Origin of the sequence: Candidatus Solirubrobacter pratensis (genome assembly GCF_000425945.1) — a bacterium.
In the GTDB taxonomy this organism is placed as follows: Bacteria; Actinomycetota; Thermoleophilia; order Solirubrobacterales; family Solirubrobacteraceae; genus Solirubrobacter; species Solirubrobacter pratensis.
This window is the reverse complement of record NZ_AUEK01000022.1, coordinates 1-25,707: the sequence shown is the minus strand read 5'-3', so window position 1 is coordinate 25,707 and position 25,707 is coordinate 1. Positions and strand designations below refer to the sequence as shown.

At 70.2% G+C, this 25,707-nt stretch carries 26 protein-coding genes; 8 read left to right on the top strand and 18 right to left on the bottom strand.

The genetic code is table 11. The features are described from left to right. Window position 1: 1 nt before the first annotated feature. Window positions 2-1,315: an L-fuconate dehydratase gene (locus H958_RS0123460; RefSeq protein ID WP_037411312.1), complete on the bottom strand. Its 1,314-nt coding sequence runs from the start codon at window positions 1,313-1,315 to the stop codon at window positions 2-4. A 103-nt stretch (window positions 1,316-1,418) separates the two neighbouring features. On the opposite strand from H958_RS0123460, the gene H958_RS0123455 reads away from it, so the two are divergent. Beyond that, entirely contained in the window at window positions 1,419-2,129 is a 711-nt protein-coding gene (locus tag H958_RS0123455; protein WP_028060432.1) for a FadR/GntR family transcriptional regulator, read from the top strand. Window positions 2,130-2,491: 362 nt separating this feature from the next. On the opposite strand, the gene H958_RS39840 is transcribed toward H958_RS0123455, so the two are convergent. Beyond that, on the bottom strand, window positions 2,492-3,640 hold the full coding sequence (locus H958_RS39840; protein ID WP_051324730.1) for a LacI family DNA-binding transcriptional regulator: 1,149 nt from the start codon (window positions 3,638-3,640) through the stop codon (window positions 2,492-2,494). Window positions 3,641-3,785: 145 nt separating this feature from the next. Between H958_RS39840 and H958_RS39835 the strand changes: the two genes are divergently transcribed. Next, window positions 3,786-5,921 carry a glycoside hydrolase family 97 protein gene (locus H958_RS39835; protein WP_156028208.1) on the top strand — a complete coding sequence of 712 codons (2,136 nt, stop codon included), beginning with the start codon at window positions 3,786-3,788 and terminating at the stop codon, window positions 5,919-5,921. Window positions 5,922-6,660: 739 nt separating this feature from the next. On the opposite strand, the gene H958_RS0123440 is transcribed toward H958_RS39835, so the two are convergent. Continuing rightward, window positions 6,661-7,368 carry a GntR family transcriptional regulator gene (locus H958_RS0123440; protein ID WP_051324728.1) on the bottom strand — a complete coding sequence of 236 codons (708 nt, stop codon included), beginning with the start codon at window positions 7,366-7,368 and terminating at the stop codon, window positions 6,661-6,663. A gap of 132 nt (window positions 7,369-7,500) precedes the next feature. Between H958_RS0123440 and H958_RS39830 the strand changes: the two genes are divergently transcribed. Genes H958_RS39830 through H958_RS39825 form a run of 4 tightly spaced genes read left to right on the top strand, consistent with a single transcriptional unit; the run spans window position 7,501 to window position 11,174 of the window. Beyond that, complete coding sequence (locus H958_RS39830) at window positions 7,501-8,328, top strand: fumarylacetoacetate hydrolase family protein (RefSeq protein ID WP_028060430.1); 828 nt, start codon at window positions 7,501-7,503, stop codon at window positions 8,326-8,328. Further along, the gene (locus H958_RS0123430; protein WP_028060429.1) at window positions 8,328-8,900 is read left to right on the top strand and encodes a VOC family protein; all 573 of its coding nucleotides are present in this window, start codon (window positions 8,328-8,330) and stop codon (window positions 8,898-8,900) included. Before H958_RS39830 ends, H958_RS0123430 begins: the two co-directional genes overlap by 1 nt. A 19-nt stretch (window positions 8,901-8,919) precedes the next feature. Beyond that, window positions 8,920-9,375 (top strand): nuclear transport factor 2 family protein, encoded by a 456-nt coding sequence (locus tag H958_RS0123425; RefSeq protein WP_028060428.1) that lies wholly within the window; start codon window positions 8,920-8,922, stop codon window positions 9,373-9,375. Next, window positions 9,372-11,174 carry an FAD-dependent oxidoreductase gene (locus H958_RS39825; RefSeq protein ID WP_051324726.1) on the top strand — a complete coding sequence of 601 codons (1,803 nt, stop codon included), beginning with the start codon at window positions 9,372-9,374 and terminating at the stop codon, window positions 11,172-11,174. Before H958_RS0123425 ends, H958_RS39825 begins: the two co-directional genes overlap by 4 nt. Window positions 11,175-11,224: 50 nt before the next feature. Here H958_RS39825 and H958_RS46645 read toward each other — a convergent pair whose 3' ends face one another. The 3 genes from H958_RS46645 to H958_RS0123410 all read right to left on the bottom strand — a co-directional run bounded on the left by H958_RS46645 (window position 11,225) and on the right by H958_RS0123410 (window position 13,103). Continuing rightward, window positions 11,225-11,431 carry a hypothetical protein gene (locus H958_RS46645; RefSeq protein ID WP_156028207.1) on the bottom strand — a complete coding sequence of 69 codons (207 nt, stop codon included), beginning with the start codon at window positions 11,429-11,431 and terminating at the stop codon, window positions 11,225-11,227. A 19-nt stretch (window positions 11,432-11,450) separates the two neighbouring features. Beyond that, window positions 11,451-11,930, bottom strand: a complete 480-nt coding sequence (locus H958_RS39820; RefSeq protein WP_196807519.1) for a MarR family winged helix-turn-helix transcriptional regulator — start codon at window positions 11,928-11,930, stop codon at window positions 11,451-11,453. 66 nt (window positions 11,931-11,996) lie between these two features. Beyond that, window positions 11,997-13,103: an NAD(P)-dependent alcohol dehydrogenase gene (locus H958_RS0123410; protein ID WP_028060427.1), complete on the bottom strand. Its 1,107-nt coding sequence runs from the start codon at window positions 13,101-13,103 to the stop codon at window positions 11,997-11,999. Window positions 13,104-13,226: 123 nt separating this feature from the next. Here H958_RS0123410 and H958_RS0123405 point away from each other — a divergent pair, with 123 nt between their 5' ends. Then, window positions 13,227-14,084 carry a fumarylacetoacetate hydrolase family protein gene (locus H958_RS0123405; protein ID WP_028060426.1) on the top strand — a complete coding sequence of 286 codons (858 nt, stop codon included), beginning with the start codon at window positions 13,227-13,229 and terminating at the stop codon, window positions 14,082-14,084. Further along, on the top strand, window positions 14,081-14,695 hold the full coding sequence (locus H958_RS0123400; RefSeq protein ID WP_037411309.1) for a flavin reductase family protein: 615 nt from the start codon (window positions 14,081-14,083) through the stop codon (window positions 14,693-14,695). The genes H958_RS0123405 and H958_RS0123400 overlap by 4 nt, the downstream gene beginning before the upstream one ends. 15 nt (window positions 14,696-14,710) lie before the next feature. Here H958_RS0123400 and H958_RS0123395 read toward each other — a convergent pair whose 3' ends face one another. The 12 genes from H958_RS0123395 to H958_RS39805 all read right to left on the bottom strand — a co-directional run. After that, window positions 14,711-16,204 (bottom strand): aldehyde dehydrogenase family protein, encoded by a 1,494-nt coding sequence (locus H958_RS0123395; RefSeq protein ID WP_037411306.1) that lies wholly within the window; start codon window positions 16,202-16,204, stop codon window positions 14,711-14,713. Between the two features lie 13 nt (window positions 16,205-16,217). Next, window positions 16,218-16,817, bottom strand: a complete 600-nt coding sequence (locus H958_RS0123390) for a hypothetical protein (RefSeq protein ID WP_156028206.1) — start codon at window positions 16,815-16,817, stop codon at window positions 16,218-16,220. Window positions 16,818-16,844: 27 nt separating this feature from the next. Then, window positions 16,845-17,927, bottom strand: a complete 1,083-nt coding sequence (locus H958_RS39815; protein ID WP_037411305.1) for a cupin domain-containing protein — start codon at window positions 17,925-17,927, stop codon at window positions 16,845-16,847. After that, entirely contained in the window at window positions 17,924-18,946 is a 1,023-nt protein-coding gene (locus H958_RS39810) for a branched-chain amino acid ABC transporter permease (RefSeq protein ID WP_196807518.1), read from the bottom strand. The genes H958_RS39815 and H958_RS39810 overlap by 4 nt, the downstream gene beginning before the upstream one ends. Next, window positions 18,946-19,815, bottom strand: a complete 870-nt coding sequence (locus H958_RS0123375; protein ID WP_028060422.1) for a branched-chain amino acid ABC transporter permease — start codon at window positions 19,813-19,815, stop codon at window positions 18,946-18,948. The genes H958_RS39810 and H958_RS0123375 overlap by 1 nt, the downstream gene beginning before the upstream one ends. Then, window positions 19,812-20,522: an ABC transporter ATP-binding protein gene (locus H958_RS0123370; protein WP_028060421.1), complete on the bottom strand. Its 711-nt coding sequence runs from the start codon at window positions 20,520-20,522 to the stop codon at window positions 19,812-19,814. Before H958_RS0123370 ends, H958_RS0123375 begins: the two co-directional genes overlap by 4 nt. Next, the gene (locus tag H958_RS0123365) at window positions 20,519-21,274 is read right to left on the bottom strand and encodes an ABC transporter ATP-binding protein (RefSeq protein ID WP_028060420.1); all 756 of its coding nucleotides are present in this window, start codon (window positions 21,272-21,274) and stop codon (window positions 20,519-20,521) included. The genes H958_RS0123370 and H958_RS0123365 overlap by 4 nt, the downstream gene beginning before the upstream one ends. Continuing rightward, window positions 21,274-22,575 (bottom strand): ABC transporter substrate-binding protein, encoded by a 1,302-nt coding sequence (locus H958_RS0123360; protein WP_028060419.1) that lies wholly within the window; start codon window positions 22,573-22,575, stop codon window positions 21,274-21,276. The genes H958_RS0123365 and H958_RS0123360 overlap by 1 nt, the downstream gene beginning before the upstream one ends. A gap of 178 nt (window positions 22,576-22,753) precedes the next feature. Further along, a complete protein-coding gene (locus H958_RS0123355; RefSeq protein WP_028060418.1) occupies window positions 22,754-23,533 on the bottom strand; it encodes an IclR family transcriptional regulator in 780 nt (259 codons plus the stop codon). 64 nt (window positions 23,534-23,597) lie between these two features. Further along, window positions 23,598-24,581 (bottom strand): zinc-binding alcohol dehydrogenase family protein, encoded by a 984-nt coding sequence (locus H958_RS0123350; protein ID WP_028060417.1) that lies wholly within the window; start codon window positions 24,579-24,581, stop codon window positions 23,598-23,600. Between the two features lie 122 nt (window positions 24,582-24,703). Continuing rightward, entirely contained in the window at window positions 24,704-25,159 is a 456-nt protein-coding gene (locus H958_RS0123345; protein ID WP_028060416.1) for an RNA polymerase sigma factor, read from the bottom strand. 108 nt (window positions 25,160-25,267) lie between these two features. Next, window positions 25,268-25,707, bottom strand: a 440-nt coding sequence (locus tag H958_RS39805) for a DDE-type integrase/transposase/recombinase (protein ID WP_156027664.1), incomplete at its 5' end; no start/stop codon positions are given.

The following is a 25,707-nucleotide window of genomic DNA, read 5'->3' as shown; positions in this document are numbered from 1 at the left end:
CTCAGACCCACGCGGCTCCGCTCGGATACTGGTGCTCGGTGAGCGCCTCAGGCGTCATCTCGGCCGAGAACCCTGGCGCCGTGGGAGCCAGGTAGCGCCCCTCGCGGATCACGACCGGGTCGACGAAGTGCTCGTGCAGGTGATCCACGTACTCGACGACGCGATCCTCGAGCGCGCCGGAGACGGCGACGAAGTCGAACATCGCGAGGTGCTGGACCAGCTCGCAGAGGCCGACCCCGCCGGCGTGCGGGCAGACCGGGAGCCCGAACTTCGCGGCGAGCAGCAGGATCGCGATGTTCTCGTTGACGCCGGCGACGCGGGCCGCGTCGATCTGCACGACGTCGATCGCCTCGGCCTGCATGAGCTGCTTGAACACGACCCGGTTCTGGACGTGCTCGCCGGTGGCGATCCGGACCGGGCGCACCTCGCGCCGGATCGCGGCATGGCCCAGCACGTCGTCAGGGCTGGTCGGCTCCTCGACCCACCACGGATCGTACGGCTCGAGCGCCCGGATCCAGCGCACCGCCTCGCCGACGTCCCAGCGCTGGTTCGCATCGACGGCGATGCGGATCGCCGGCCCGCAGACGTCGCGCGCGATCCGCATCCGCCGGACGTCGTCGTCGAGGCTCGCCCCGACCTTCAGCTTGATCTGACCGTAGCCCGCCTCGACCGCCTCGCGGCAGAGGCGCGCGAGCTTCGCGTCGGAGTACCCGAGCCAGCCGGGCGTCGTCGTGTACGCGGGGTAGCCGTGCTCCAGCAGCCGCGCGGCGCGCTCCTCCCGGCCGCCCTGCGCCCGCCGCAGGATCTCCAGGGCCTCGCCGGGCGTGAGCACGTCGGTGAGGTACCGGAAGTCCACAAGCGAGACGAGCTGCTCCGGGGACATCTCCGACAGCAGCGCCCAGAGCGGCTTGCCCGCGCGCTTGGCGGCGAGGTCCCAGAGCGCGTTGACCACGGCCCCGATCGCCATGTGCATGACGCCCTTCTCGGGCCCGAGCCAGCGCAGCTGCGAGTCGTGCAGCAGCATCCGCGAGGCGTCCCGGAGCTCGTCGACCGGCAGGCCGATCACGAACGGCTCGAGCGCGCGGATCGCCGCGACCTGCACGTCGTTGCCGCGCCCGATCGTGAACGCGAACCCGTGGCCCTCGATCCCGTCGTCGGCATCGGTGCCGACCACGACGTACGCGGCGGAGTAGTCAGGATCGGGGTTCATCGCGTCCGACCCGTCGAGGTCGCGAGACGTCGGAAAACGGACGTCGAACGTCTCGAGCGACGTGATGACCGCCGAGTTCCGGCGTGCTCCCTGGACCGCAAACATGGGATGTTTGGAGGGCACGACGGCCAGTAAATCATCCGATGATCGCCCTCGCAAGGCGTATGCTTCCGCGAACATTGGATGTTTGGCCCCTTAGGAGTCTCCGATGAGCGTCGCCCAGCAAGCGATCGACGAGATCAAGGCGATGATCATCCGCGGCGAGTTCGCGGCCGGCGACCGGCTCCCGAACGAGGCCGACCTCGCCGCTCGCCTGGGCGTCTCGCGCAACTCGCTGCGCGAGGCCGTGCGCGCGCTCACGCTCGCCCGGATCCTCGAGGTGCGTCAGGGCGACGGCACGTACGTGACGAGCCTCGAACCCAGCATGCTGCTGGAGCCGCTGACCTTCATGGCCGACTTCCACCAGGACCGCACGCTGCTCCAGGTCCTGCAGGTCCGGCGGATCCTCGAGGCGGCGACGGCCGCGCTGGCGGCGCAGCACATCACCGACGAAGAGCTCGCGGAGCTCCGCCGCGTCGTCCACGAGATGGAGGCGTGCGAGACTGTCGAGGCGTTCGTCGCCAACGACCTCCGGTTCCACCGGCTCATCGGCGCCGCCTCCCGCAACGCGGTCCTCGCCTCTGTGCTCGACAGCTTCTCGACGCCGATGAGCCGCGCGCGCGTCTGGCGGGCATTGACCCAGGCGGACGCCATCGCCCAGACCAAGGCGCAGCATGCCGCGCTGTACGACGCGCTCGCCCACCGCCGCCCGGACGTCGCTCGAGCCATGGCGACGGCGCACATCGCCGGCGTCGAGTCGTGGCTCGAAGGGGCGCTCGAGAGCTCCGAGCCGGACGCGGGCATCTCGCTCGCCGTCTGAAGCACCGCGGCCCCCCGCCTGGCCCGGGCGTCGTTCCGGGGGAGCGCCGGCGCGTTCGGCGCCAGACGTGCACCCGCTTGCCGAGGATACGCGTGCGGCGGCGCGCTCACGCGGCCATGTCGCCGACGAACGCCCAGCCCGAGGGCTCGTGCAGGAAGCAGACGTGTGCGACGCGTGGCCGGGCGTGTACTCGACGCGGAACCCGCCCTCGACGCCGCGCTCGCCGCCGGACAGCACGCGCACGCTGGCCTCCGGCACCGGCACGATCTCGCCCCACAGCCGGGCGAGCCCTTCTCGCCGCCGCTACAGCCGCCCAGCGCTCACGACCAGCCGCGGATGTGGTGGACGGTCTCCGACCCAGCTCACCGGCGTGGACGCGTTCGCTGCCGCGGCGCGGCCGGCGGGGCGGTCGAGTCGCGGATGACGAGGCGGGTCGGTAACGGCTCGCAGGCGTCGGCCGGTCGCTCGTCGGCCAGCGCGAGGAGGAGCCGCCGGGCGGCGATCCGACCCTTGTCACGCAGCGGCTGGTGGATGGTCGTGAGCCCTTCGAGGGCGGGCGCGGTGTCGTCGAAGCCGGCGATCGAGAGATCGCCGGGGACTGACAGGCCGCGCTCGCGCGCCGCCAGCCGCACGCCGAGCGCGAGAGCGTCGCTGAACGCGAACACGGCCGTGGTATCGGGCGCACGCTCGAGCAGCGCGTGGCCGCGGACGCGGCCCGACTCGATGCTGTGGATCGGGCACTGCTCGACCGGCACGCGTGAGAGGTCCAGGCCCGCGGCGGCGAGCGCGCGGGCGCAGCCCTCCAGGCGCGCCTTGGGTACGCTCGCGGTCGCCTGGGCCTGCGCGCGCTCGTCGGCCGGTCCGCCGTGCGCGTGGGCGGAAAGGCCGAAGCTGAGGATCGCCAGCCGCCGGTGGCCGAGATCGAGCAGGTGGCGCACGGCGCTCTGCGCCGCGGCGCGATCGTCGATGCCGACGAAGTCCAGCGCCGCGTCGTCGATCTCGGGCAGGTCGACGAGCGCGGGCGAGTCGACGATCACGGTGGGCAGCCGCCGCTGACGCGTCGCCTCGAACAGCGGATCGTCGGACGGCACCGAGTACACGATCAAGCCGTCCACGGCCGCATTGCGGACGGCAAGTGCGCTCGAGGGTCCTTCCTCCGGGCCGGGGACGAGGACGAGGGCGAGCCTCTCCGGGTCGACCGCCTCGGCCATTCCCCTCACGAGCTCGGTGGTCCCGGGGTCGTCGAGGGCGGCGGCCAAGGGCCTTCGGAAGACGACGCCGATCGCGCCGGCGCGGCCGCTGCGCAGGCTGCGGGCGGCCGGGTCAGGTCCGCCGTAGCCCACCTGCGCCGCCACGCGCAGGACCCGCTCGCGCAGCGCCGGCGACAGCCGCTCCGGCCGGTTGAACGCGTTGGACACCGTGCTCGGGGACACGCCTGCGGCACGTGCGACGGCGACGACGCCCGGCCTGCGCGGGACGCCGGGTCCCGGGGCGTCGCGGTCGAGCGTCACGGGCTTCTCCGTCAGTTACCGGACATGCCGGGAAGACGGCGTTGCGAGATCCGCGAAACGTTGCAAAGCTCTCATCTTCCCCGCAGAAAACGTTGCACAGCAGCGATTGTCGCAGAGCGGGAGACTCGTCGGAGGAGGACACACCATGAGACGCAGCGCGTTGCGTGCGTTGACTGCCGGACTCGTTGCCCTGCCGTTCGGGGTGCTCGCATCGCCAGCCGGTGCGACGGGCCACGACGGGGGGACGTATGCCGTGTCGTCGCCGGATCGCAAGATCAGCGTCGAGTTCGAGCTCGACGCGTCGGGCAAGCCGTTGTACCGGGTCTCCCACAACGGCGCGCCGCTGGTCGCCGACTCGGCGCTCGGCTTCCAGTTCGAGAACGCTCCGGCGCTGGCGAGCGGACTCGACGTGCGCAACGTGCGGCGCGACCGGCATGACACGGTCTGGCGGCCCGTGTGGGGCGAGTACAAGACGATCCGCAACCACTACAACGCGCTGACGCTGAACCTGCGCGAGAAGGCCGCGCCGCGCCGCGCGCTTCAACTCGAGTTCCGGGTCTTCGACGACGGCGTCGGCTTCCGCTACGTGCTGCCGCGCCAGCGGGCGCTGGACAAGTTCGCGATCACCTCCGAGGACACGCAGTTCAACTTCGCGGGCGATTTCCCGGCATGGTGGATCCCGGCGCAGTACGGCCCCGGCAGCGGTGACGAGAACGCCTGGAACCACACGCCGCTGAGTCAGATGGACGCCGCGCAGACGCCGGTGACCATCGACGCGGGCGCCGCGGGCTTCGTCACGCTGCACGAGGCGAACCTGATCGACTACGCGAGCATGACCGTCAAGCCGGCGGCCGGCGGGGGCGCGGCGTTGCGCTCAGAGCTCGTCGCCCTGCCCGACGGCGTCAAGGTGCGCGCGAGCGCGCCACACCCGTCGCCCTGGCGGACGCTCATCATCGGCGACACACCCGGCGATCTCATCGAGTCGACGCTCACCTTGAACCTCAACGACCCGTGCGCGATCTGCGACCGGGACACGTCGTGGATCAAGCCGGGTAAGTACGTCGGCGTGTGGTGGGAGATCCACAAGGGCCAGTCCGACTGGGCGCCGGGCGGCGCCCTGCCGCACGGCGCCACGACGGAGAACGTCAAGCGCTACATCGACTTCGCGGCCGCGCACGGGGTGCCCTACGTGCTTGCCGAGGGATGGAACGAGGGCTGGGCGAACCGGTACACGGAGCAGGACTTCCTCACCCCGACGCCAGACTTCGACCTCGGCGCGGTGGTCGCCTACGCCAAGAGCAAGGGCGTGAACTGGCTCGCCCACAACGAGACCGGCGGGAACGCCTCGAACTATGAGCAGCAGATCGAGCCCGCATATTCGCTGTATCAGCGTCTCGGCCTGCCGGGCGTGAAGACCGGCTACGCCGGCGACACCACCGTCGACGGTGTGAAGCACAACCACTACGACCAGGTGATGGTCAATCACTACCGCGACACCATCCGCCGCGCCGCGCGTCATCACCTGGTGCTCGAGGCGCACGAGATCGTCAAGGACACCGGAGAGCGGCGCACCTACCCGAACATCCTCACGCGCGAAGCCGTCCGCGGAACGGAGTGGGAGGCGTGGAGCGAGGGCAATACGCCCGAGCACACCGTGGTCCTGCCGTTCACCCGGATGGTGTCGGGACCGATGAGCTACACGCCGGGAATCCTGAACACCACCTGGGATCCGGGCGGCCCTGGCCGGCCGCCGTGGAGGACGCTGGAGCACACCCGCGTGCACACGACGGCCGCCAAGCAGCTCGCGATGTACCCCATCTTCCTGAGCGGGCTGCAGATGATGGCCGACGTGCCCGAGAACTATGACGGCCAACCCGCGCTGGAGTTCCTCGAGCGCGTCCCCACCACATGGGACGACACCAAGGCGCTCAACGGCCGGATCGGCGACTACATCACGGTCGCCCGCCGAAGCGGCCGTGACTGGTTCGTCGGCAGCATGACCGACGAGCAGCCGGCGAAGCTCTCGATCCCGCTGCGCTTCCTCGAGCAGCGAACTCCCTACGTCGCCAACATCTACGGCGACGCGCCGGCCACGGACCTGGAGACGAACCCGAACCAGGTGGAGATCACGCGGCTGATCGTCAGCAGTCGCGACACCTTGGTCGCGCAGCTCGCCGGCGGAGGAGGCCAAGCCGTGCAGCTCACGCCGGCCACCACCGGCGATATCGGCACGCTTCCCCGTTGCGGGCCGACCACGCCGCTCTGCGAGCCGGGCAAGTAGCCCACGCGACTCAGAAGCCGCCGACCGCGGGCGCCGCCGCAGGCGACGCCCGCGGACCGCGACTCGTACGAGCGGGCGCGGAGCAGCCGGCCGCCGGCGAAGCGTGAGCCTTCGCCGGATACCAGCGGGCGTGTCCGTAAGTACGGCGCATAACCCGGCGAATGCCGCGGCCGGCCGGGCCCGCCGGCGAGCGAAGCGGTGGCGAGACAGGGTCGTACGTCCGGACGCGCCGGGGTCGGCCTGCGGCTGCTGGCCTACGGGCGCTTCACACGCGCGCGAGTCTGGGAGCAGGAGCGCCATCGGTCCTGCCCGCCCGGTTCTCGACGAGCACCCAGGCCCAGCACGCGCCGGACCGTCATGCGCTGATCGAGGCTCATCGCCGAGCTATTCGGCGCAAGGACCGCTCTCCTTGACCCAGCGCGTCAGCCCGTCCCACCGCTGCCGTTGCTGCATCAACGTCATGAGGAGCGGAGTCCAGGGGCGTTGCGTGGCATGTGCCGGCAGGCGCGTGGAAGCGGGGCGAGCCGAGACCCGCCCCCAGGAACGACAAAAGCCGCGGATCACCAGGGCCTTCGTCGTATCGGGGAGACAGGATTTGAACCTGCGACCGCCCGGCCCCCAGCCGCACCACAGGCGCATACGGTGCGACTCGTGCGATTTCAGCCGGGTTTCGTGACGCTCGGTTCCCCTCAGCTCCTCAATTTGCACCCTCGAATTGCACCCCGTCGACCCTCCCCGCTCACGTCGTGCCAACGAGGCTGCTCCGCAGCGCCCCGCGCACGAGACCGGGGTCGTGGTTGGGAGCGGCGTTGGCGAACACGGTGAGAGCTGTGCGCGCGAGATGCTCAGCCGTGGCGTTGCCCGCACCCACTGCGTCGCTGCGTTCGGCGGCCTCGTAGATGCGGTGATGATCGGCCGACCCGGCAGCCCACGCCCGTGCGTCTGCGGCGATGTACGCGCGCCGGTAGCGCTCGGCGTGGTCGGAGAGCTGCTCGACCAGCATCGTCAGCCTCCTGCCGGCGTGGGCGGCGAGCTGGCGATGGAAGCGCCGGTGCGATGTTTCCCACGCGTGGAGGTCGGCGCCTGCCGCCGCGTCCATCTCCTCGAGGTCGCGGCGGATGGCTTCCAGCTCTTCGGTCGTCAGCTGCGGGACGGTGGCGGTGACCGCCAGCGTCTCGTTGAGGATCCGCATCGCGTAGAGCTGTTCGAGGTCGCCGAGCGAGAAATCAGCGACTCGCGCGCGGCGATTGAGCTCCGCGTCGACGAGGCCCTCGCGCTGCAGGAGGCGAAGCGCCTCGCGGACGGGGCCGCGGCTGACGCCGAAGTCCTCTGCCAACTGGAGCTGGCTGAGCACGGCGCCTGCGGGTAGGTCGCCGCGCAGGATCGCCTCCCGGAGCTCGTCGTGAATCGCGGCGATGTTGTCGCGCGAGCCGTTTCGAATCGACATTGTGTCGACACTTTAGACCAGCTCGTGCGCCGCTAGCAAGCCAGCGATGTGATTGCCAGGGCACAAGTGTTGACACTTTTGGGCCTGAGGGCTACTGTCTGGATCTCCGAGGAGAGAGCGAAGGGAGGACGGATGAGATGGGTGCGGTTCGACGCCGGTGACGGCCCGCGCGTCGGTCACCTCGACGACGACGAGATCCAGCCGGTGGCCGCGGAGCGGCTGCAGGACGTGATCGCGGGCCGCGGCCGCGAGGCCATCGGCGACCGGGTCCCGGCGGCCGGGCTGCTCGCGCCGCTGACACCGGGGAAGATCCTGGCGGTCGGTCAGAACTACCTCGACCACATCCGCGAGCAGGGCGGCGAGCCTCCGCGGCTGCCGGTCCTGTTCCCGAAGTTCCCTTCGTCCGTGATCGGGCCGGGCGAGGAGATCTTCTGGACCGACGGGCTCACGGAGCAGGTCGACTACGAGGCCGAGCTGGCCGTCGTGATCGGCCGCCGAGCCACGCGGGTGACCGAGTCCGACGCGCTGGAACACGTGTTCGGCTACACCGGCGCCAATGACGTCACCGCTCGCGACCTGCAGTTCGGCGACGGCCAATGGACGCGCGGCAAGGGCCTCGACCGCTTCCTTCCGCTCGGGCCGATCGTCGTCGAGGCGGCGGAGGTCCCCGATCCGCAGGACCTCGACGTGTGGTGCCGCGTCAACGGCGCGACGGTGCAAAGCTCGAGCACGCGCGAGATGGTGTTCTCGGTCGCGCGGATCATCGCCTTCATCTCCGACGCGATCACACTCGAGCCGGGCGACGTGATCCTGACCGGAACCCCCGACGGCGTGGGCTACTTCCGCGAGCCGCAGCTGTTCCTCGCGCCGGGCGACGAGGTCGAGGTCGAGATCGGCGACTTCGGCGTGCTCGCGAACCCGGTGGGCGCGCCGGTCGCGGCTCGAGAGCGGGTGCGGTGATGGCCGCTCCGGCGCTGCATCACGTCAACCTGAAGACGCCACGGCTGCAGGAGATGATCGACTGGTATGCCCTGGCGGTCGGGATGCGCGTCACGCACGCGTTCGCCGGCGGCGCCTGGCTGAGCAACGACGGCGCCAACCACCGGCTGGCGCTGCTCGCGACGCCGGCGATCCGGGACGACCCCGACAAGCTCGTCCATGCGGGCATCCATCACACGGCGTTCGAGTACGCGACGCTCGACGAGCTGCTGGAGACCTACGTCCGGCTCAGGGCGACGGGCGTGCTGCCGCACAGCGTGCTCGACCACGGGATGACGCTGTCGTTCTACTACCCGGACCCCGACGGCAACAGCGTCGAGCTGCAGGTCGACCTGTTCGGCGATTGGTCGAAGTCGACGGAGTTCATGCACGGCGAGCGCTTCGCGCAGGACCCCATAGGCACCTACGTCGACCCGGAGGCGCTCGTTTTCGCCTGGCGCGAGGGCATCGCGGCCGACGAGCTGCACCGTCGCGCCTATGAGGGCGAGTTCCCGCCCAGCGAGCCGCAGGACCTGCGCGTCCCGTTCGCCTGACCGATAGCGAGGAGAGACCATGGCCATCTCGACGCAGACGATGACGCCCGAGCAGATGAAGTCGGTCGTGATCGAGTACTTCAAGCGCTTCGACCGCGGCGGTGACGTGCTCGCGCTCTTCGCCGACGACGCGGACGTCTACTTCCCGAAGTGGGGCGTCGCGCGCGGCAAGGCGGAGATCGGGCGCTGCTTCGGCGACGTCGCGCAGCTGTTCACAAGCATCCTCCACCACCCCGAGTACCTGAAGATGGTCGTCGACGAGGACGTGGTGGTCGCCGAGGGGATCACGTCCGGAGTCGCGGCCGACGGCACCGAGTGGCGCGCCGGCGTGACGCACGCCGGGCGCTTCGTCGACTGGTTCGAGATCCGCGACTTCCAGATCCAGCGCTGCTTCATCTACCTGGATCCCGACTACGCGGGAGCCGACACCGAGCGTTACGACTGGCTGCGCGAGCCCGCGGAGATCCCAGCATGAACATCACCGAGACCGACGTCCTGATCGTCGGCGCCGGGCCCGCCGGCCTGTCGGCCGCGCTGTTCCTGAGCGAGTACGGCGTCGCCAACGTGCTCGTCGAGCGCTACCGCTGGCTCGCGCACACGCCGCGCGCGCACATCACCAACCAGCGCGCCGTCGAGATCCTGCGCGATATGGGGCTCGAGCAGGAGGTCATCGCCAAGGCGACGCCCCAAGAGCTGATGGGCAACCAGGTCTTCTGCACCAGCCTCGCCGGCGAAGAGTTGGCCCGCATGCACACCTGGGGCACGCATCCGGCGCGCCGCGCGGAATACGAGCTCGCGAGCCCGTCGAGCATGTGCGACCTCCCCCAGACGCTGCTCGAGCCGATCCTGCTCGAGGCGGCTGCCGCCCGCGGGACCGAGGTGCGCTTCAAGACGGAGTACCTCGCGCTCGTACAGGACGACGAGGGCGTAACCGCCACCGTCCGTCACCGCACGAGCGGGGAGGTGTCCCAGATCCGGGCGAAGTACCTGCTGGGCGCCGACGGCAGCCGCAGCAAGGTCGCGGCGGACGTCGGTCTGCCGATGGAGGGCGAGATGGCGATCGCCGGCAGCATGAACATCTTCATCGAGGCCGATCTGAGCCATCTGGTCGCCGATCGGCCCAGCGTCCTGTATTGGATCCTCCAGCCGGGCTCGACGATCGGCGGCGTAGGGATGGGCGTCGTGCGGATGGTGCGGCCCTGGGACCAGTGGCTGCTGATCTGGGGCTACGACATCAACGGTCCCAAGCCCGAGGTGGACGAGGCCGAGGCGCGCCGGATCGCGCATCGCCTGATCGGAGACGACACGATCGACATCGCCGTGCGCGACATCTCGCTGTGGACCAACAACCGCGCGTACATGACGCGCTACTCCGCCGGCCGCGTGTTCTGCATGGGCGACGCCTGCCATCGCCATCCGCCCAACAACGGGCTCGGCGCGAACACCTCGATCCAGGACTCCTACAACCTCGCCTGGAAGCTCGCGCATGTCCTGCAAGGCCACGCCGATCCGTCGCTGCTGGACACCTACGACGCCGAGCGCGCCCCGGTCGGCCGACAGGTGGTCGAGCGCGCCAACAAGAGCATCGCCGAGTTCGGCGCGATCTTCGACGCCTTCGGCCTGACCGACTCCACCGACGCCGGCCAGATGCGCGCGAACATGGAGGCGCTCAAGGGCGACACCGCGGCCGCCGCCGATCAGCGCCAGAGGCTGCGACAGGCGATGCAGCTCAAGGACTACGAGTTCAACGCCCACGGCGTCGAGTTCAACCAGCGCTACCACTCGGCCGCCGTCGTCCCCGACGGCACCGACGAGCCGGCCTATGACCGCGATCCGGAGCTCCACTACCACCCGACCACATGGCCGGGTGCGCGGCTGCCGCACTGCTGGGTGCTGCACGGAGGGCGAAAGGTCAGCACGATCGACCTCGCCGGCAAGGGGCGCTTCACCCTGCTCACCGGCATCGGCGGCGAGGGCTGGGCACGAGCGGCCGGCGAGATCGCCATGCGCACGGGCGTGGAGATCGCGGCGTTCGTCATCGGTCGGGGCCGCGAGGTGATCGACGTCTATGACGACTGGGCCGCGCTCAGCGAGGTCGCCGAGGGCGGCTGCGTGCTCGTCCGTCCCGACCTCCACGTCGCCTGGCGGAGCCGCGATCTCGCCCCTGACCCGGTCCGCGAGCTCGAGCGCGTGTTCGGCACGGTCCTTGGGCTGCAAGCCGAGATGTCTCGAGTCGCCGGCGACTCCACACGCGCGCTCGAGACGGCGTCGTGATCAAGCGAGCGTTTGACGCTGACCGGTCGCGGCGGCCGTCTCGATCGCGTTCAACATCCGATGGCGCGTGACGGCGTCTTCAAACGTCGGGCAGAAATGCGTTCCCTCGCTTCGCGCCGGCTGGTGGACAGCGCCGTGATCTCGAAGTCGTCTGAGAGCGACGTCAATGCGGGGATGTGCGCCTGCGCCGCCCAGCCCCGATCCGGATTGGCGCCGATGATGCCGACACGGATCCGCTCGCCTCGACCCGTGCTCATCGTGGTGCCGGCCGGAGCTTCAGGTGCCGTAGTCGGTGTCGGGCTGCTCGGCGAGCCCCACAGCCGTCCAGACGTCGGCAAGCTCCCGTAGCTGCTTCTCGTTGAGCTTGCCGAGGAACTCGGCGCGGACGCTGCGCAGATGGGAGCTCTGGGCCTTGCGGAACGCGCCGCGACCGCTGCGGGTGATCACGGCCTCGGTGCCTCGCGCGTCCGTCGCGCAGGGTTGCCGTGCGACGTAGCCCTTGCGCTCGAGCTCGTCGACGACCCTCGAGAGACCACTGCGCGAGAGCAGCAGGCTGTCGGCGATGTCCTTCATGCGCATGCTTCCGCGCGGCGCCTCGGCCAGGCGCAGCAGCACCTCGTAGCTGGACGTGGCGAGACCCTGCTCCTCGGTCAGCTGACGGTCGAGCTGGCGCAGGAGCCGGGCATGCGTACGCAAGAAGCCGCGCCATGCGGCGAGCTCGCCGATGGTGAGGGACTCTGAGGAGGCTTTGGGCAAGGCGGCGTCGTTCCGTTCGTTGAGAGACGAACGGTAGTCGAGCCGGCGGACCCGCGCCAACGCCGCTCATGGCGCGCTCACCCGAAGGATCGGCTTGACGGTGGCACCGCGGCGCATGTCCGCCACGGCTTGGTTGATCTGCTCGAGCTCGTAGAACCGCACGAGGCGATCGAATGGGAAGCGGCCCGCGCGGTACATCTCGATCAGCTGCGGGACGAAGAGCTGCGGGATGGAGTCGCCCTGGATGATCCCGCGCACGGTTCGCCCGAACAAGAGGGTGTTCATGTCGACCGAAGCCTCCGTGCCCTGCGGCGCGCCTCCGATCAGCGCGGCGGTCCCCAGGGGCGCCAGGACGTCCACGGCCGCCTTGAGCATCTCGGGGCGCGCGGTGATCTCAAGGACGAAGTCCAGCCCGCCTGGGACAATGGCGGTGAGCGCGTCACGCAGGTCGACCCCGCGCGGGTCGAGCACGTGGCTGGCGCCCAACTCTCCGGCAAGCTCGAGCCTCGCGGGGTTGACGTCGACAGCGACGACCATGTGCGCGCCGGCAGCCTTCGCGGCCATGATCGCGGCGAGACCGACGGCACCGGAGCCGAATACCGCGAGGCTCGCGCCGGCCGGGATTTTGAGCGAGTTGAGCACGGCGCCGGCTCCCGTCTGCAGGCCGCACCCCAACGGTCCGAGCAGTTCGAGCGGCACGTCGCGGGGCACCTTGACCACGTTGCGCTCGGTGGCCAGGGAGTAGGTGGCGAAGCTCGACTGGCCGAAGAAGTGCCCGTGGACGTCGGGACCCACGCCGTTGTGCAGGCCGGCGCTCCCGTCGAGCCGAGCACACCCGAAGTTGGCCTCGAAGGCGCGCCGGCAATAGGGGTAGCGGCCCTGAAGGCAGGGGCGGCAGTGGCCGCAGGCCTGATAGCTGAGGACGACGTGGTCGCCGCGGCGGACTGAGCTCACGGCCGCTCCGACCGCTTCCACGACGCCCGCCCCCTCGTGGCCGAGCACGGCCGGCAGGGGAACGGGGTATTCCTGATCTCGGACGTGCAGATCGGTCTGGCAGATGCCGGTGGCCACGATGCGCACGAGCACCTCGTCGGAACGCGGGGCCTCGAGCTCGAGTTCGCGAAGCTCGAACGGCGCGGACTTCTCGGCGACTACGGCGGCCGTGATCTTCATCGTTCTCCACTCGCTCGTTGCGCAACGAATGATAAGCGCGGGAGCCGGAAGGTGGCGACGCGTTCGTTCCGCGTACCGGAACGGGTGCCGGGTGTTCGTTGCACAACGAACGATACTGGGACGATGCGCCTCGCCACCGTTCACAGCCGCTCCGGGACGTTCGCCGCCGCCCTCTCGACCGCCGGGGCGCACCCCGTGCTGGACGCGACCGGGGCGCGCTTCCGTGACGTCGGCGCGCTGCTGGCCGATCCGGAGCCGTGGCGCGAGCATGCCGAGGCCGCGCTGGTCCGCGCTGCCGCGCCGTTCCAGGACGGCGACCTTCGCCGACCGATCCTCGAGCCCGGCGCCGTCATCGCCGTCGGCCTCAACTACGCCTCGCACATCCGCGAGATGGGCCGCGAGCTTCCACAGTCGCCGACGCTGTTCTCGATGCTCCCGCGCGCGCTGACGGACCCGTACGCCAGCATCGAGCTGCCGGCCGCCGCGCCCGAGCACGTCGACTACGAAGGCGAGCTGGGCGTCGTCATCGGAGCCGGCGGACGCGATCTCGCGGCCGCACAGGCGGTCGACGCCGTGGCCGGCGTGTGCGTGATCAACGACGTCACCATGCGCGACTACCAGCGCCGCTCGCTGCAGTGGTTCGCCGGCAAGACGTGGGAGCGCTCGACGCCCGTCGGACCGTGGCTGACCACACTCGACGACACCGACCTGGACAGCGCCGTGCTCGAGGTCACGGTCGATGGGGAGCGCCGCCAGCACGCGCGCATCGACGACCTGGTCTTCGGGCTCGAGCGGCTCGTGGCCGACATCTCCACGATCGTCGCGCTGCGCCCGGGTGACATCATCGCCACCGGGACCCCCGGCGGCGTGGCCGACGCGATGGATCCTCCGCCCTATCTGCGGGCGGGCCAGATCTGCGAGGTCTCGATCACGGGCTTGGGCACGCTGCGCAACGTCTTCGCCGCCGAGGTGCAGCGGTGACTTCCTTCGACCCTCGGCTGCTCAACCGCCGGCAGCGCAACAACCTGATCAACGGGCTGATCTACCCGCGCCCCATCGCCTGGGTCTCGACCGTTGCGTCCGATGGCACACGCAACCTCGCGCCGTTCTCGTTCTTCAACGCCTTCTCGTTCAACCCACCGACCGTCGGCGTGAGCCCTGGCAGCCGGCAGGGGATTCCCAAGGACACGCTGGCCAACGTCCGCGCGACCGGCGAGTTCGTGGTCAACCTGGTATCGGCGTCCCTCGCTGACACGGCGAACTCGACCTCGGCCGAGCTCGGGCCCGAAGTGGACGAATGGGATCTCGCCGGTGTCACACCGATCGCCTCTGAGACCGTGGCACCGGCGCGGGTCCAGCAGGCTCCGGCTGCGCTCGAGTGCCGTGTCCATCAGATCATCGAGTTGGGCGCGGACGAGCCGAGCAACTCGCTCGTGATCGGCCGGGTGCTGCGTGTGCACGTGCTCGCCGACGTCCTCGACGAGCACTACCTTCCCCGTCCCGAGGCGCTTGACCTGGTGGGACGGATGGGCGGCGACCTGTGGGCCCACACGCGGCAGCAGTTCGTCCTCCCCCGGCCGTCCCGCCACTGAGCCGCGCCAGGGCGGCTACCCGGACGCCGGCGCGGCGTGCAGGAGCGTCTTGATCTCGAGGAACTCCTCGAGCGAGCGCAGGCCGTTCAGGCGCCCTACGCCGCTCTGCTTGAAGCCGCCCTCCTCGAACTGGTCGACGACGGCTGCCCAGGTGTTGGTCCACACGGTGCCCACATCGAGCTCGCGCCCGACGCGCAGCGGACGGTCGACGTCACGGGTCCAGATCCCCGCGGCTAGACCGTAGTCGGTGGCGTTGGCGAGGCTGATCGCGTCCTGCTCGGTGTCGAATACCTCGAACGTCGCCACCGGCCCGAACACCTCCTGCTGGACGATCTCGGCGTTCGGGTCGCCGACCTCCAGCAGCGCCGGGCGGAAGTAGGCCCCCGACGCCAGCGCCGGGTCGTCCGGCCGGCCGCCGCGGACGATCGCTGTGCTGTAGCCGAGCGCCCGCTCGACGATCGCATCGACGCGGTCGACGTTGGCCTGGTCGATCATCGGCCCCATGTCGGAGCCCGGGTCGTCGCCCGGGCCGACCTTGACGGCCTCCAGCGCCTGGCGCAGGCGTTCACGCAGCTCGTCGGCGATGCCGCGCTGCGCGAGGATGCGGCTGCCGGTCATGCAGAACTGCCCGGCGAAGACGGTGATCGACTTGGCCAGTGTCGGCACCACCGCCTCGAGATCCGCATCGTCGAAGACGATGCTCGGCGTCTTGCCGCCCAGCTCGAGCGACACCGGCTTCAACCGCGCCGAGGCCTCGCGCATGATGACGCGACCCACGCCCGTGGAGCCCGTGTAGGAGACGACGTCGACGTCGGGCGAAGAAATGAGCCGCGGTGCCCCCTCGTTGCCCGACTCGGTGAAGATGTTCACCACGCCGGCCGGCAAGCTGTCGGTGTCCGCCACCAACTGGGCGAACATGCCGTTGACGAGCGCCGTCTGGCCCGGCATCTTCACCGCGCTCGTGCACCCGGCCGCGAGGGCGGGCGCGAGCGAGCGCACCACGAGCACGACCGGCGAGTTCCACGGAACGATGATGCCGGCCACGCCCGCAGGCTGGCGCAGGGTCTGCCCGTACAGGCCGGGGGCGACCTCGGCGGTCCGTCCGGAGTCGGTGAGCGCGAGTGCGGCCGCGTAGCGCAGCTTGGGGATCGTGAGGTCGATCTCCAGGCCGGCCTCGGCCAACGGCTTGCCGTTCTCTTGCGCCAGCCCGAGGATGAACTGATCGCGCCGGCGCTCGAGCAGGTCGGCCATCTGCAGGAGCGCCCGGCTGCGCAGCTGCCGGTCGCGCGACCACGAAGTGGCGCGGAACGCGCGGCGCGCCGCCTCGATGGCGGCCCGCGCTTCGGGGGCACCGCCATCGGCGAATGTCCCCAGCGGCTCCCCGGTCGCCGGGCTGAACGACTGCGACACGGTGCTCGAGCCCTGCCAGTGGCCGTCGATGAGGTGCTCGGCGTGCGTGGGCAGCACCCGGGCGGTGGCGTCGCGCGAGATCACGATCGGTTCGGTCATGTGCGCGCTCCTGTCAGCTGACGGCGTCAGCCAGTTGGGCGGACGCGTGGCCGTTGCCGTCGGCGAGCGCGCTGGTGCGGATCAAGCTGGGCGCCGGCTCGGGCTCGGCCTCCTCGGGCAGTGGCGAGTACAGCGCGCCGAGATGCACCGCGTAGAACACGTGCCAGAGATAGGTGGCGGCGATGGTCTGCCAGCCGAGGTTGTGCATGAAGAAGCCCGCGTGCAGTTGCGGGAAGTTGCCGGGAATCCACATCAGACAGGCGAAGGTCGCCAGCACCATGCCGAACCCGAGGGCCTTCAGCACATTCGCCGGCACGCTGTTTGGCCCGGGCAGCAGCGGATGAATCAGGAATGCGAAGATGAGCGCGAAGCACATCCCGGTCCCGTAGTGGGCGATCATGCCGATGACGAACTGGGTCGTCGGGTCCTCCTTGGGCACGAGGATGATGCCGTTGAGGACGCCATAGTCCATCTTCGGCCAGTGCCAGACCGGATACCAGTAGCCCGTGATGGTGGCGATGTGGGTGGCGAGAAAGCCGGCCAGCAGGGCGAAGGCGACTCGATGCCGGGTCACCTGAGCACGCCAGCGGTTGACCGCTGAGCTCTTGTGCATTGAACATCCTCTCCTCTTGGGTTGTGTTCAGCTGAACTCGCCGGTCACGCGCTGACGCCCGTCCGGCGAGTCGTGCGGCTCACTGCGGTACTTATCCACCGCCTTCAACAGCGGCGTGTCGTGGACGGAGAAGAGCAACGCCGGGTCGGCCCCGTCGTTGACGTGCTCGTGGGTCGCCCAGCTCGGAATCACGAACATGTCCCCGGCCGTCCACGAGAAGCGGACCCCCTCGATGACGGTGGCACCGCGGCCCTCGTACGCCAGGTACACGGAGCTTCCGGTGTGTCGATGCGCGCGGGTGTGGACACCGGGGCGCAGCAGCTGCATCCAGCAGGTGAAGGTGGCCATGACCGGGCCCCCCGTGTGCGGGTTGGTGTACTCGAGCACGACGTCGTCGAAGGGATCGGCGGCGACCTTCGCGAGGTTGTCGAGCGCCCGGCGGGTGTCCGACCACTTGTATGTCTGCAGCGGGGACCGGCCGAGGCTGGGCGGCTCCCAAGCGGGACGCAGCTGTCCGACGCCGTACTTGAGAACCGAGGCGTTGGGCGCGGCGGTGACCTTCTGGCTGTCGTCGGGATGCGGCTCGAAGAACGGCGCGTCCAGGTAGTTGTTCAGCGGGATGTCGAGGACGTCCATCCACACGGCGCGCTCCTCGGAGTCACTGCCGTGGTCATGCCAGGTCCAGGGCGGCGTCAGCACGAGGTCGCCGCGCTCGAGCTGGACGCGGTCGCCCTCCACGGTGGAGTACGACCCGGCGCCATCGATGATGAAGCGGATCGCCTGCGACGTGTGGCGATGCGCGGGAGCCACCTCGCGGCCGTTGAGCCACTGCACCGCCGCCCACAGCGTCGAGGTGGCGTAGGGCATGCCGCCCTGGCCCGGGTTGCTCAGCGCGATGGCGCGCCGGTCGCCGCCGCGTTCGATCGGGACAAGCTCTCCCGCCCGTTCGGCGATCGCGTACAGCTGACTCCACCGCCACAGCCACGGGCGCGTGCCTGGGTGCGGCCGCACCCCCATGATCTCGCCCTCGAGCTCCCAGAGGGGGGTCAGGTGGCGCTCGCGCATCTGCTCGCGCAGTTGCACGACGGGATCGGGTTCGATGACGGTCATGCCGCGTCTCCTTGGCGTGGCTGGACAAGGCTCGACGACGCCTCGTGTCGGGTTGCCGACGGGCGGGAACGCTGCGGAGCGCGATGGCGCAGCGGAAACAGCGAGAAGCGATCGCGCGTGATCGCGACCCAGCCGCCGCGCGGGAGATACAGCGCTATGACGACGACGGCGGTTCCCAGCCCGACCAGATACCAGGTGCCCTGGTCCGCGAACAGCTGCTGGGCTGCGAACAGGACGATGGCGCCCAGGATCGACCCCTCCAGCGAAGCGAGCCCGCCGATGAGCACGATGAAGAGCATGGTGGTCGTCCAGTCGACAGAGAAGACGGCGTCGGGCTGGACCCGAAGGGAGTTGACCGCGACGAGCGCGCCTGCAGTTCCCGTCGACGCCGCAGCGAGCACATAGACCAGGCGCTTCGAGCGCTGGACATCGACTCCGATCGCCGCCGCGCCTTCCTCGTTGTCGCGGATCGCTCCGAGCGCGATGCCTTGACGCCCGCGCAGCAGGAGGAAGGCGCCGAGGATCACCATGAGCGCCGAGCCCAGTGCCAGCCAGTAGACAGTGGCCTGTCGCTGGGCGGGGTCGAGATCGGACAGCTGCGTGAGCGAGGCCCCAGTCCCGCCGCCGAGGCTGTCGACCTGCTTGACGGCAAGCAGCACGACCTCGGCGACGACCCAGGTGCCGATGGCGAAATACCCACCCCGCAGGCGGAAGATCGGAACGGACACCAGCAGCCCGGCGCATGCGCAGACCACGGCGGCAAGTGGCACCCCGAACAGCGGGGAGTTGCCATGGACATCCAGCCACACCGACGTGTAGGCGCCGAGCCCGATGAACGCCTGCTGGCCGACCGAGATCAGGCCCGCGTAGCCGGCGAGCAGGTTCCATGCCACGCCGACGATGACGAGGACCAGCAGGTTGGCCAGATCATGGGTCTGGTCGGGCCCGACGCCGAAGGGCACCAATGCCGCCAGTGCGACGATCCCTAGTCCGGCGACGCAGAGGATCCGTATGGACACTATGCGATCGCCGCCTTGGCGAAGAAGCCCTGAGGTCGCAGCAGCAACACGAGCAGGAAGACCAGGTGCCCGGCGAGCAACTGCATGGACGGGTCGATGTGCGCCCCGACGGTCTGCGCGACGCCGAGGACGGTGCCGCCGGCCAGGGTTCCCCAGAGCGACCCGAGCCCACCGATGATCACGGCCTCGAAGGCGAACAGCAGCTCCTGAGGGCCAGTCGACGGCGTGAAGGACGAGCGGATCCCGACAAAGACCCCCGCGAGCGCCACGGTGGCAAAGGCAATCGCGGTCGCGACCGCGTAGATGTGGCGCGGGTCGACGCCGGTCAGCGCGGCGGTCTGCGGGTCGTCGGCGGTCGCGCGCACGCGCCGGCCCAGCGCGGTGCGCTGCAGGAAACCGGCGACCGCGCCGATCACCACGACCGCGGTCGCCAGCGTCAGCAGGTCGAACACCGGAAGCGTGATGTCGTTGCCCACGTGGATGGTGCTGGTGCTCAGCGCGCCCGCCTGAAGCCCCTGGGAATCAGCGGAGAAGGCCTGCTGCAGGACGTTGCGCAAGACCACGCCCGCGCCCAGGGTGACGAGCAACGGCGCCAACGGGCCGATGCGCAGCGCGCGGTTGAGAAGTCCGCGCTGGACGGCGTAACCGACGGCGGCGATCGCCGGTACCACGAGCACGAGCGTGCCCACTGCCGAGAGGCCGAGCTGGTCGATGGCCAGCACGGCCAGGAACGCCGCCGCCACGGCGACATCGCCGTGCGCGAGGTTGACGATGCGCATCACGCCGAACATCAGCGACAGGCCGCAGCCCAGCAGCGCGTACAGCCCGCCCAGCAACACCCCCTGCAGCACCACGTTGACGAAGCTCATGCGGCCCTCGCCCCGAAGTAGGCGTCGATGATGTCCTCGCGTCGCAACTGGGACGGCGCGCCATGGAGGACCTGCCGGCCTTCCAGCAACGTGACGACCTCATCGGCGACGGCGAGCGCCTGGCCGACGTCCTGCTCGACGATCAGCACGGTGGCGCCCGCCGCCTGGATGCGCGGCAGTGCCGCGTAGAGTTGCTCGACAAGCACCGGAGCCAAGCCGAGCGAGACCTCATCGAGGAGCAGCAGCTCCGGGTTGCCCATGAGAGCTCGACCGATGGCGACCGCCTGCTGCTCGCCGCCCGACAGCCGGCCCGATGGGCGATCGAGCAACGCTTCAAGGAGCGGAAACAACTCGACGACTGCTGCGATGTCCCATCCTCCCGACCGGCCGCGCTGCTGTCCGGTGAGCAGATTCTCGCGCGCGGTGAGGCTGGCGAAGAGGCGTCGTCCCTCGGGGACGAGGGCGATCCCCAGGCCGACTCGCACGAAGGCAGGCAGCGCCGAGATGTCTCGGCCGTTGAAGCCGACGGACCCTTCAGCCGGTGCCCAAAGACCGGCCAGCGCGCCCAGGAGGGTGGACTTGCCGGCGCCGTTGGCGCCGATCACCGCGAGGGTCTGCCCGCGCCGCAACTCGAAGGTGATGCCGCTGAGCGCTCGCAGCTGCCCGTAGTCGACGCTGAGGTCGCGGACGGAAAGCACGACGCTCATGCGGCCGACTCCAGCGCATCGGCGGTGCTGCCCAGGTAGACCCGCCGGACAGCCGCGTCCTGCAGCACCGCTTCGGGCGATCCCTCGCGCAGCACGCGTCCGCCCGCCAGGCACAGCAGCCGGTCGACGACTGACGTCAGCGCGTGGACGATGTGCTCGATCCACAGCACCGCCACGCCGTCGTCGCGAAGACCGCGCACGATCCCCACGACCTGCTCGACCTCGGGATCGGTCAAGCCGCCCGCGATCTCGTCCAGCAACAGGACGCTCGGGTCGGTGGCCAGCGCCTTCGCCAGCTCCAGCCGCTTGCGATCGAGCAGGCCCAGCTCGCCGGCCCGGCGCTCGCTCTGCTGCTCGAGCCCGGCTCGCACCACCGCCTGCCAAGCCAGCTGCTCGCCGGCCGACCCCCGGCGCCGGCCACCGAACCGTGCGGCCACGAGGGCGTTCTCGAACACCGACATCCCGTGGAAAGGACGTGGCACCTGGTAGGTCCGGGCGAGTCCGTGGCGGCACCGGTCAGGTGCCGAATGGCCCGAGACGTCTTCGGAGCCGAGGAGCACGCGTCCGCTGTCTCTGCGCACCGTCCCGGTCAGCACCGACAGCAGCGTCGACTTGCCCGCTCCGTTGGGACCGACCACGCCCAGCACCTCCCCGGCGCGCAACTGCAGGGAGACATCCTCGAAGACCACGAGCGAGGCGAAGTGCTTGCTCAGGCCGTGGGCGGTCAGCGCCGGTGACGTTTGCGCGGCCACTAGGCCAGCGCCTCCACCGAGCCGGCACGCGGGATCTCCGGGTGGCCCTGGTTGCTGACGATGGTGAGGTCGTAGCGCGAGCCCTGCCGCCGCCATTGCCCTCCCACGACGGGCGTCACGGCGACGTTGGGCGACGGGCCGGCCGTCCAGTCAAGCCGTCCCACCACGGTGTCCAGCTTGGTCGACCCGAGCGCGCCGGTCAGGGCATCGCGGTCCGGTCCGCCGGCGCGCCGCAGCGCGTCGATGGCGACCTCGAACAGGGCGTGGACCATGCCGATCGGCTGCGTCCACGGCTTGCGCGTCCTGGCGGTGTAGGCCGCCGCCAGCGCCTTTGAGTCCTGCCTGGTGAGCGAGGAGCTGTACGGGTGCGACGGGCTCCACCAGACCTCGGTGGAGAGGTTCTGTGCGAGCGGACCGAGTGCCTGGACCGAGGAAGGGAACAGCAGCGCCTTGGCGATCGTGACGACCTCGGGCTTGAACCCCTGTTGGGCGGCTTGGCGCCAGAACACCGTGAAGTCCGGCGGGATCGGCACCCCGAGGAGGATCGGCGCCTCCGACGCCTTGAAGCGGCCGAGGATCTGGGAGAAGCTCTGGATGCCGTTCTCGTAGTGACCGGGATCGGTCAGCTTCCAGCCGGACTTGCGCAGCGCGGGGCCGCCATCGGGTGAAGTCGACCACGAGTTTCCGTCGGCGTCGTTGGGCCACAGCACCGCGGCGTTGCGGTCGTCGGTGATCTCTCGCCACATCCGCTGGTAGACGGCGAGGATGTCGTGCAGCCCCCAGAAGAAGTGATAGGTCCACTTGAACGGCTTGTCGGGGGTGCCCTTGCGGCCGAAGACGAACGCGTCCCATGGGGCCACGCTCGACAGGCAGGGAACGCCGTTGGCCTCGCACTGGTCGGCCACCGGGTTGACGGTGTCCGGTGTCGAGGCGACGAGCATGAGGTCGATCTTGTCCTTGAGGATCAGCTGGCTGGCCACATCTGAGGCTCGCCGGGGGTCCGACTGGCTGTCCTTGACGACGAGGTCGATGGGAAAGCGCTTGGCGCCGAGGCGCACACCCGAGCGCAGTTGCCGGCGGAGGGCGTCGATGACGAAGCTGTCGGCCTCGCCGAACGGCGCCAGCGGGCCGGTCTGCGGCGTGACGTACCCGAGCCTTACCGTCCTGCCCGTCGCTCCGCCGGAGCCGGTCGCTGAGCTCTTCACCCCGCAGCCGGCGAGCAGAATGCCCGCGCCGGCCGTTCCGGCGACGCCAAGGAAGCGACGACGGGTTACGGCCTCCGCTGAATGCTCGCTGGTCATGCGACCCGACCTCCGGCTCAGCCACTCGATCGACGGTCGAACGAGCCCTTTGCCATCTCGTTCGTTGTGCAACGAAGCTTGTGGCGCGGCGGCCTGGACGTCAACTCCCCCGCGAGTCGGCTGTTCCGGCGGGCGGGACAGGTGTCCGCCTCGCGAACGCCCGTCCCGTGATCCCCTGTCAGGCCGCCACTGCGCCGAGCCCGCGCGCGAGACTTTCCGCGCAGGCGCACACCGCTTGGGCGACCGCGAGCAGGTCATCGTCGTCGTGCACCCGCGACGAGGGCGCAGAAACCGCGATCGCCAGGCGCTCGCCGGCCGCCCGACCCGGTATCGCGCAGGCGGCGGCGGTGATGCCTCGTTCGCTCTCGCCGATGTTGACGGCGTAACCCTGCTGCCGCACGAGCTCGAGCTGAGCTTCGAGCGCGGTGCGGGTGCGCAGCGTGCGCTCGGTCAGCGGGATCAGCGCTTCGTCGGCGTACAGCTCGCGCACGGCATGGACCGGAAGCGCCGCGAGGAGCGCCTTGCCTGCCGACACGGCGTAGGCCGGCAGCACCACGCCTTCGCGGGCAGCGACGCGAAGGGGGCGCCGCGTCTCCACCGAGTCGACGAACACGGCGTCGCTTCCGTGCAGAGCCACGAGGTTGACGGTTTCGCCCAGCTCGTCACAGAGCGCCTGCAGATAGAGCCGGCACCGGGCCCGCACGACGCCCGAGTCGGCGATGGCTGCCCCGAGCTCGCGCAGCGCCGGACCCACGCGATAGGCCCGACTGTGATCCTGGACGACGTAGCCGTGGGCGCGCAGCGTCGTCAGCAGGCGGTGGGCCGTCGAGCGCCCGACGCCGAGCAGTCGTGCCGTCTCGGACACGCCCAGCTGCTCGCGCTCGCGGTAGAGCTGCAGAAGCCGCAGCGCATTCTCGACCGCGCCAACGCCGGCACGCGCGTCAAACCGGTCGCTCACGAAATCCTCCAGACCGCCGAGATCGTTCGGTGTGCAACGAACGATACCCGCCGTGGGCTGGCTGTCAACCCGGAAGGACGACGAGCTTGCCGGTCGCCCGCCCGTGTTCCATGTCGGCGTGCGCCTGGGCGATCTCGTCGAGCGCGTACGCGCGGTGGATCGGGACGGTGAGGCGGCCTGCCGCGACCCCGTCGAGGTAGGCCTGCAGGACATCGGTCGGGAGGTCGGCGGCGTCGCCGCCGTACGCGGTGAGCCGGACGCCGGACGGTATGTACTCGATCGGGTAGAAGTCCGCGACGGTCCACTGGTTGCTCAGCATGCCCGTGAAGCACACGACGCCGTGCACGGCGGTGGCGCGAAGCGTGTCGGGAAGCGTGGTGGTGCCGACGAGCTCGAGCGCGACCTCGACGCCGTCCGGCACGATCGCCCGCGCCTGTGTTGCGATATCGCCGTCGTCGACGAGGACGTGATCGACGCCGATCGCTTCGAGCGCCGCGGCGCGGTCGGGTTGGCGCGTGGTGGAAAGGACCGTGAGGCCGCGATCCTTGGCGAGGATCGCGACGGCCATTCCCACCGACGAGGTGCCGCCGCGGATCAGCAGCGTCTGTCCGGGTCGCACGTCGAGGCCGACGGTCAGCGAGCCGTGCGCGGTCTGGAGCATCTCCGGAACCGCGCCCAGCGTCGCCCAGTCGAGCTCGGAGCGAAACGCGATCACCTGGGTGGCGGGCACGCTGGTGAACTCGGCATAGCCGCCGTCGAAGGTCCGGCCCATCCCACCCATCATCGCGGCGACCTGCTGGCCTTCCTCGAACTCGCCTCCGGGTGCAGCGGCGACGACGCCGATCGCCTCGATGCCCAGAACACGCGGGAAGGTGACGCCGCGCGCGAGCCCCAGGCGCGTGTGCAGCTCGGAGCGATTGATCCCGAACGCCTTGACCCGGATGAGCACCCAACCTGGGCGCGGCTCGGGGACCGGGAGCTCGCGAATCCGAAGCGCCTCGGGCGGGCCTGGGGCGTCCAGCACGACGGCGCGCATGGTCGTGGTCATTGGAGCGCCACTGTAACCGCGGGCTGGCGGTGGACCATCAGGTTCACGACCGAGCCGGCCTGCACCGGCGCCATCGCCGCGCCCGACGAGCGCGCCGGCCGCCCCGTCGACCTGGTCGAGCGCTACCCCGCTCGTAGGATCCGACCCCCGAGGCTCACCGTTTGCCGCAAGCCCAACGCCCGCAGCATCGCGATCCGCTGTAGCCGTGGCGGAAGTCGCTCGAGGATCGAAAACGCGTCCTCCACATCGTCGCGGATCGCGTACTGGTCGCGTTGATCAACCGCCGCCCATGTCCCCGGCTCGTACTCCACGTCGCGCGTCGGAGAATGCCGGGCTTCGCTCTCCAGCCGCCAGGACTCGCGCTGCGCCACCCGAAACAACCAGCCCTTCCAGTTGCGATCGCGGTCAGGCTGGCGCTCGAGAAACTCAGCCCACGCGAACGCGCACGCGTCCTCGATCACCTGCGGCGAGGACACGCGCACCGACCCGGCCACCGAACGGACCAGCTCGTGGTTGTAGGCCCGGAACAGCTCGGCTTCGTCGCCGCGAGCCGGCGGGCGGGAATCGTGATCGGCCATCTCGACCGTTCAGGCCGACTGACCGCCCCCGCGGACACGCGAATTCGCGCGAGCGCGCCATCACGAGCCTCCGCCGGACCTGGCGTGGACCCCGTTGGCGTTGTCAGGTCAGGCCGCTGGGGTTAGCTGGTCGTCGTGATCTTGCCAGGTGGCGGCGACCTCGCGTGGGGTGCGATAGGCCAGCCGGGAGTGGGGTCGGTGGTGGTAGCGCTCGACGTAGGCGGCGATCGTGGCGCGGGCCTGGTCGAGCGTCTCGAACTCTTCGCGCCAGACGCAGCGCTGCTTGAGCTTGGAGAACCAGGTCTCGATGAAGGCCTGGCTCTCGGGGTCGCGGTAGCCGCCGCGGCGGTGCCTGATCCCCAGCGCATGCAGGCGGGCGCGGAACGCGCGGGAGGTGAACGCGCTGCCGTTGTCGGTGCCGAGCGTCAGCCGTCCGGGTTCGATCCCGCGCTCGGCTGCCGCGGCCTCGATCACAGCGATCGCTTCGGGCGCGCGGCAGCGAACGTCGAGCGCCCAGCCGGTGATCTCGCGCGTGCAGCAGTCGATCG

Excerpts from the sequence above, each read along its gene's own strand:
- H958_RS0123460 (WP_037411312.1), bottom strand. The coding sequence starts at position 1,315 with ATGTTTGCGGTCCAGGGAGCACGCCGGAACTCGGCGGTCATCACGTCG.
- H958_RS0123455 (WP_028060432.1), top strand. The coding sequence starts at position 1,419 with ATGAGCGTCGCCCAGCAAGCGATCGACGAGATCAAGGCGATGATCATC.
- H958_RS39835 (WP_156028208.1), top strand. The coding sequence starts at position 3,786 with ATGAGACGCAGCGCGTTGCGTGCGTTGACTGCCGGACTCGTTGCCCTG.
- H958_RS0123440 (WP_051324728.1), bottom strand. The coding sequence starts at position 7,368 with ATGTCGATTCGAAACGGCTCGCGCGACAACATCGCCGCGATTCACGAC.
- H958_RS39830 (WP_028060430.1), top strand. The coding sequence starts at position 7,501 with ATGAGATGGGTGCGGTTCGACGCCGGTGACGGCCCGCGCGTCGGTCAC.
- H958_RS0123430 (WP_028060429.1), top strand. The coding sequence starts at position 8,328 with ATGGCCGCTCCGGCGCTGCATCACGTCAACCTGAAGACGCCACGGCTG.
- H958_RS0123425 (WP_028060428.1), top strand. The coding sequence starts at position 8,920 with ATGGCCATCTCGACGCAGACGATGACGCCCGAGCAGATGAAGTCGGTC.
- H958_RS39825 (WP_051324726.1), top strand. The coding sequence starts at position 9,372 with ATGAACATCACCGAGACCGACGTCCTGATCGTCGGCGCCGGGCCCGCC.
- H958_RS46645 (WP_156028207.1), bottom strand. The coding sequence starts at position 11,431 with ATGAGCACGGGTCGAGGCGAGCGGATCCGTGTCGGCATCATCGGCGCC.
- H958_RS0123410 (WP_028060427.1), bottom strand. The coding sequence starts at position 13,103 with ATGAAGATCACGGCCGCCGTAGTCGCCGAGAAGTCCGCGCCGTTCGAG.
- H958_RS0123405 (WP_028060426.1), top strand. The coding sequence starts at position 13,227 with ATGCGCCTCGCCACCGTTCACAGCCGCTCCGGGACGTTCGCCGCCGCC.
- H958_RS0123395 (WP_037411306.1), bottom strand. The coding sequence starts at position 16,204 with ATGACCGAACCGATCGTGATCTCGCGCGACGCCACCGCCCGGGTGCTG.
- H958_RS0123390 (WP_156028206.1), bottom strand. The coding sequence starts at position 16,817 with ATGCACAAGAGCTCAGCGGTCAACCGCTGGCGTGCTCAGGTGACCCGG.
- H958_RS39815 (WP_037411305.1), bottom strand. The coding sequence starts at position 17,927 with ATGACCGTCATCGAACCCGATCCCGTCGTGCAACTGCGCGAGCAGATG.
- H958_RS0123375 (WP_028060422.1), bottom strand. The coding sequence starts at position 19,815 with ATGAGCTTCGTCAACGTGGTGCTGCAGGGGGTGTTGCTGGGCGGGCTG.
- H958_RS0123370 (WP_028060421.1), bottom strand. The coding sequence starts at position 20,522 with ATGAGCGTCGTGCTTTCCGTCCGCGACCTCAGCGTCGACTACGGGCAG.
- H958_RS0123360 (WP_028060419.1), bottom strand. The coding sequence starts at position 22,575 with ATGACCAGCGAGCATTCAGCGGAGGCCGTAACCCGTCGTCGCTTCCTT.
- H958_RS0123350 (WP_028060417.1), bottom strand. The coding sequence starts at position 24,581 with ATGACCACGACCATGCGCGCCGTCGTGCTGGACGCCCCAGGCCCGCCC.
- H958_RS0123345 (WP_028060416.1), bottom strand. The coding sequence starts at position 25,159 with ATGGCCGATCACGATTCCCGCCCGCCGGCTCGCGGCGACGAAGCCGAG.